4 protein-coding genes and 2 pseudogenes are annotated in these 5596 nt (G+C 69.7%); 2 read left to right on the forward strand and 4 right to left on the reverse strand.

All coding sequences use genetic code 11. From position 1 onward, the window contains the following. Positions 1 to 30: 30 nt before the first annotated feature. Both B9H04_RS17140 and B9H04_RS17145 read right to left on the reverse strand, forming a co-directional pair. Positions 31 to 567 (reverse strand): annotated as a pseudogene (locus tag B9H04_RS17140) (kinase anchor protein); the annotation flags it as partial. Position 568: 1 nt separating this feature from the next. Further along, complete coding sequence (locus tag B9H04_RS17145; RefSeq protein ID WP_049932872.1) at positions 569 to 2644, reverse strand: PrkA family serine protein kinase; 2076 nt, start codon at positions 2642 to 2644, stop codon at positions 569 to 571. Between the two features lie 454 nt (positions 2645 to 3098). Between B9H04_RS17145 and B9H04_RS17150 the strand changes: the two genes are divergently transcribed. Then, positions 3099 to 3872, forward strand: coding sequence for a DUF1028 domain-containing protein (locus tag B9H04_RS17150; RefSeq protein WP_049932871.1), 774 nt, complete (start codon positions 3099 to 3101; stop codon positions 3870 to 3872). 8 nt (positions 3873 to 3880) lie between these two features. Here B9H04_RS17150 and B9H04_RS17155 read toward each other — a convergent pair whose 3' ends face one another. Beyond that, the gene (locus B9H04_RS17155; RefSeq protein ID WP_049932870.1) at positions 3881 to 4726 is read right to left on the reverse strand and encodes an endonuclease/exonuclease/phosphatase family protein; all 846 of its coding nucleotides are present in this window, start codon (positions 4724 to 4726) and stop codon (positions 3881 to 3883) included. An 88-nt stretch (positions 4727 to 4814) separates the two neighbouring features. Then, positions 4815 to 5297 carry an RNA-binding protein gene (locus B9H04_RS17160; RefSeq protein WP_085682886.1) on the reverse strand — a complete coding sequence of 161 codons (483 nt, stop codon included), beginning with the start codon at positions 5295 to 5297 and terminating at the stop codon, positions 4815 to 4817. 145 nt (positions 5298 to 5442) lie between these two features. Between B9H04_RS17160 and B9H04_RS19330 the strand changes: the two are divergent. Further along, a pseudogene (locus B9H04_RS19330) lies at positions 5443 to 5596 on the forward strand (2Fe-2S iron-sulfur cluster-binding protein); the annotation flags it as partial.

Consider the following 5596-nt stretch of genomic DNA (forward strand, 5'->3'; position numbering starts at 1 on the left):
TCAGATGTGTGTGAGGGGCAGGGCCCGCCCCCCGGCGTCGCCGCCGTCGCCGTACGAGAGCGACGCGGCGCCCGCCCCGCCCCCGCTCCCGACGCCCGCGCCGGTGACGTTCCACTCGACGGTGTACCGGCGCCCGGCGTCCGTCTTCGAGAACGCGCGGAGCCCGTTTATCAGGCACCGCTTGAACTCCGACTTCCCCGTCGCGGTCGGGCCGTCGATCCAGACGATCGTCTCGTCGTTCCCGCGCCCCGTCGCGGCCGCGCGGAGGTCGTCGACGAACGCGTTGAGCGCGCGGGTGTTGCCCAACACGGCGTGTTCGCCGTCGTTCGCCGGGTCGTCGAAGAACCGGTACCGGTCGAGCGTCTCGCCCCGCTCGCGGACCTCACGAGTGCCGTACGACTCGACGGCCGCGAGGACGTACCCCGCCCCGGAGGCGGCCGCGGTCGGGTTCTCCAACACGCGGTCGACGTAGGACTCGAGGCTCATCGGCGGGTCGTACGCCCCCCGAAGGGCGTCGTCGGCCGCGGCGACGAACCCCTCGCCGTCCGTTCGAGTGCGTTCGCTCATCTCAGTCCCCGCCGTCCGCTATCTCCGAGCGCGCGACCGCCGCGCCCGCGTACTCTAACACCTCTGCGGCGCCGTCCTCGGAATATCCGCGGTCGACCAAGGCCGAAACCCAGGCGCTCCGGTCCTCGTCGTCGAGGTCGGTCGCGGACACCAGCGCCGAGAAGTTGATGTTGTGCTTCTTGTCCTCCCACAGCTTCCGTTCGAGGGCGCGCCGGAGGCGGTCGTTCTCCTGCGGGTCGAAGCCGCGCCCCTCGCGGGCGCGCCGCGAGATCCAGTTCGACACCTCCTGTCTGAAGTCGTCCTTGCGGTCCGAGGGCACGTCGAGCTGTTCCTCGACCGCGCGCAGGAACGTCTCGTCCGGCTCGGTCTCGCGGCCGGTCAGCTCGTCGTCGACGGTGTCGTCGTCGATGTACGCCATCACGTGGTCCATGTACTTCTCGCCCTGCCGCCGGAGCTCGTCCACGTCGTACGCCAGCGCGTGGCGCACGTCCTCGATCGCGCGCTCGCGGTACTCCTCGCGGACGGTCTCCAAGAGCCGCTCGTAGCGGCCGAGGTCGTCGGCCGCGATCGAGCCGTGGCCGCCGAGGTTCGCCTCGAAGTGATCGAAGACGGACAACGGGGAGAGGTGGCTGCGGTCGCGGTGGGTCGCGTCCATGATCGCCTCGGCGATCTCGTCGCCGACGAACCGCGCGGAGATCCCGTCCATCCCCTCGCCGACGTCGGCGGACTCGGCGGCGTCCTCCCGGAGCTTCCGCCGGTCGATCTCCTCGTCTTCGAGCTCGCCGTTGTACGCCTTCGCCTTCTCCAACAGGCTCACCGTCTCGTCGGTCGGCTCCTCCAACCGGGTGAGCACGCCGAAGAGGCCGGCCATCTCCAGCGCGTGCGGCTCGACGTGGACGTTGGGCACGTCGGCGTTTGCGAGCATCTTCCGGTAGATCTCCGCCTCGCTCTCGTACTCCAACACGTACGGGTAGTCGATCCGCTTGGTCCGGTCGTTGAACGCCTCCATCTTCTCGTCGCCGGTCTTCTCGCGGTACTCTGGCATGTTCGTCCGGCCGACGATCACTTGATCAATGTCGATCCGCGGGTTGTTCTTCGGCTTGATCGTCGACTCCTGCGAGGCGTGGAGGAAGTCGTAGAGGAACTCCCGCTGGAGCTTGAGCAGTTCCTCGCCGGAGAACAGGCCGCGGTTCGCGTTACAGAACGCGCCGGCGTAGTCGAACGCCCGCGGGTCGGACTCGCCGTAGACGGCGAGCTTGGCGTAGTTGACGTCGCCGGTGAGCTCCGTCTCGTCCTGATTCTTCTTGTCCTTCGGCTCGAACGTCTCGATACACTCCCGGCGGTTCTCGTCTGCGACGAGCCGGACGACCTCGACGTGCTCGTCGAGGACGCGCTGGAGGTCGTCGTCGTAGTGCGCGAGCAGTTCGTTCAGGTAGAACTCCGAGGCCGGGTCCGGGTGTTGGTCATTCCGAAGCGTGTAGGGCGCGTCGAGCCGCTCGTTCAGGTCGTCGATCACCGCCTGCCGCTGCGGCTTCGGGAGGAGGACGAGGGGGTCCTGACTCATCGGGGAGCGGACCGTGTCATCGTCCGGGTCCTGGTCGTCGATCACCGAACAGAGGTCGACCCACCGGAAGGTGTACATCCGCCCCGCGTCCTCCCGGGTGTATGCCTCGAAGTAGCGGCGCACGAGCCAGTCGAAGTGCGACTTCCCAGAGCCGACCGGCCCCAACAGGAGCTTGATCCGCTTTTCGGGACCCAGTCCGCGGGCCCCGGACTTCACCTTGTTGACGAACTCGTGGATCGCCTCGTGGACCTCGCGGCCGTAGAAGACGTTCTCGCCGTCGTGGAGCGGGTCCTCGGCGGCGAGCGCGTACTCGGCGACGCCGCGCTCCTCGTCGTAGTGCGTCCCGTAGTGGTCGAACATGTCCGCGACGCGCTGGTGCGCGTTCCGCGCGATCCGGGGGTCGTCGTACAGCGCGTCGAGGTACCAGTCGAACGAGCGCGCCGCTCTGAGGTCGTCGGGAACCTCCGTCCGGTACTCCTCGCTGAGCCGTTCAAGCGTTTGTCGGTCTGCCATCGTATCACGTTCGCTCGGGGGGCGCGGCGGGGTCGCCGACGGCCGACGCGACGGCCGGAGCAGCCGCTCTTCGTGCGCATGTCAACAGCTCGTCGAGCCGCGAGCGGCGCGTCGTCGGGGCGCGCGTCGGTGTCGGTGGTCGCCTCGCCCGTATCCGAGGCTATATATGTGAGAGGGATTGCCACGGATAAGTATGTCGCCCGTTGACACGCATCACTCAGCGACCGGCGCCTGCGCCCTCACCGGATCCGACCGGTTCGCCGACGGTCCCTCGACCGGTTTTATCAGCGACCCGTGGGATCTACGGCGGCGGCGAGCGTCGGTTCTCTCGAATCCCTCGCGCGCGCCGGTTGGGCCCCGTTCGAGACGCGCGCTGTCCGCGCGCCCGTCGCTGAGAACCGGAACCATCGACCCCGGCACCCACCCTTTTGCGGGGCGCCGTCCCAGTACGCCTGTGACGTTCAGCATCTGCGTTCGCGAGCGGTACACCGACGAGGACGGCGACGACCAGACCCGGTTCGGCGTGGCGGTGACCACCCGCCTGCCGGGCGTCGGCACGCTGTGTCCCTTCGCCTCGGCCGACGGCGCGGTGGCGACCCAGTCGCTCGTCAACGTCGAACTGGGACGGAAGGGGATCGAGTACCTCGGCGACGGGCTCGCGGTCGACGACGCGCTGGAGGCGCTGTTGAACGCCGACGAGGGGAGCGCTCAGCGCCAGCTCCACGGCGTCGATGCCGACGGGACGTTCGCGTTCTCCGGCGACGAGTGTAACGGCTGGTACGGCCACCGGGAGGGAGAGAACTACACCGTCGCGGGCAACCTCCTGACGGGCGAGGACGTGGTCGAGGACACCGCGGCCGCCTACGAGTCCGACGCCCACGGCGACGCGCCCCTCGCCGAGCGGCTGATCGACGCCCTCGCCGCGGGCCACGCCGCGGGGGGCGACAAGCGCGAGGACCTCGAAGTCCAGTCCGCCGCGCTGCTCGTGTGTAACACGGAGGAGGAGACCGACGACCCGTACTACAACGACCTCCGGGTCGACGCGAGCGAGACGCCGGTGGCGGACCTCCGCGAGACGTACGAGACGGCCAAGCGCGGCTACGAGACCGTCTTGGAGAAGTACGCGGACGAGGAGACCGACGACGAGAGAGAAGCCGACGAGGCAACGGACGACGGTAGGGAGCCCGACGAGGCAACGGACGACGAGACGGAAACAGACGACGAGTAGAGGGCCCGCTACATCGACAGCCGCGCGAGGATCGGCAAGTGGTCGGAGGGGTACCGCCCGCGGTCGTCGCGGTCCGCGAGGGTCGCGAACGCCTCGACCGAAAGCTCTGGCGAGACGAGCGCGTGGTCGATCCGGCGGCCGTCGATGAGGCGGGCGAAGTCGGTGAGGCTCGTCTCCGGGCCGTGCCGGAGGTCGGCGGCAACGGCGGCGTCGCGAAGCGCGGGCGCGTCGTCGGTCGCCCCTCCGTCGACGGTCCCCCCGGTTCCGGCGTCGTCGCCGATGAGAATCCGGTGCGGCTCCGACCCGGGCGTACAGTTGAGGTCGCCGACGAGGACGACCGGGGCCGTCCCGTCGGCGTCGGCTTCGTCGCCCGTCGCGATCGCCGGGAGCCGCTCGCGCAGCAGGCGGGCGGACTCGCGCCGCGCCCGCGCGCTCACGTGGTCGAAGTGCGTGTTGACGACGCGGAGCGCGGCGTCGCCGTCGACGGCGCGCACTCGGGCCCACGTCGCGATCCGCGGGTGGGACGCGTCCCACCCGACCGACGGCGAGTCCGGGGTCTCGGAGAGCCAGAACGTCCCGCTCCGAGTGACTTCCCAGCGGTCGCCCCGGACGCCGATCGGGCACCCTTCGCCCTCGCCGTCGGTCGCGCGACCCCGGCCGACGAACTCGTACTCCGGGAGTCGCTCGCGGAGGTCGCGGCGCTGTCCGGGGAGCGGCTCCTGAAACGCGGCGATGTCGGGCCGGTGAAAGCGGACCAGGCGCGCGACGGCGTCTCGGCGGTCGTGCCAGGCGTCGTGGTGGTCGCCCCGGTTAGCGTAGCGGACGTTGTAGCTCAGCACCCGGATCGCGGTCATTACGTCGGGGGTCGCGGGCGAGGCGATTAAAATGCGCGGAGCGCGGGACGTGTCGCGGAACGAATCGAGGCCGCCGCTCCCCGACCGCTCACACCGAGAACTCGTACAGGTCGTCGCCGACGTGGTGGATCGACTCGACGACTTTGCCGCTGTCGCCGACCATCGCGTCGCCGTCGACCATCGCGCGGCCCACCGCCAGCACCTTCCCGTGGGTCTCCTCGGCGATGACGACGAGGTCGCCCGCGCGGATCGCCTCGTCGGCCTCGACGATCCCCGGGCGCATCACGTCGGCGCCGTCGGAGACGACGGAGATCGCCCCTGCGTCGACCGTCACGACGCCCGTCTCCGGGTCGAAGTCGTTCGCCCCCCGGACCGTGAGGAAGGGCTCGTCGTCGTCGACGTAGAAGACGGCGGGGTCGCCGTCGACTAAGACGAGCTCGTAGCCGGCGTCGACGAACTCCACGAACTCGAACGCCTCGCCGTCGATGTCGACCCCGAGGTGGTCGGCCACCGCCTCGCGGATCGCCGTGATCTCGTCGCTCCGGAGGTGGTGCCGAGATTTCACTTCCATGGGCGTTCCGTCGACCGCTCGGCCGATAAATGGACCGCTCCCCGCCTCGTCCGGGGGTCGCTCCGCGGCGGGCGCTCCGCGGCGACGGTCTCGACTCGTTGGACCGATCAAAACGGCCTTAAACCACCTCTCCATATCCATTCGTATGCTCAACCCACTGGCGATCGTGCTCGTGGCGATCGTGAATCCCCCCGCGATCGTCCTCGCGGCGGTCGCGACGCTTCTCGTCGTCCTCGTCACCTCGGTGCGGGGGACGGGGTGGGAACCCACGACCGACGTCTCGGACGAAGTGCTCGAAC

This window comes from Halorubrum ezzemoulense DSM 17463 (assembly GCF_002114285.1).
Lineage (GTDB): Archaea > Halobacteriota > Halobacteria > Halobacteriales > Haloferacaceae > Halorubrum > Halorubrum ezzemoulense.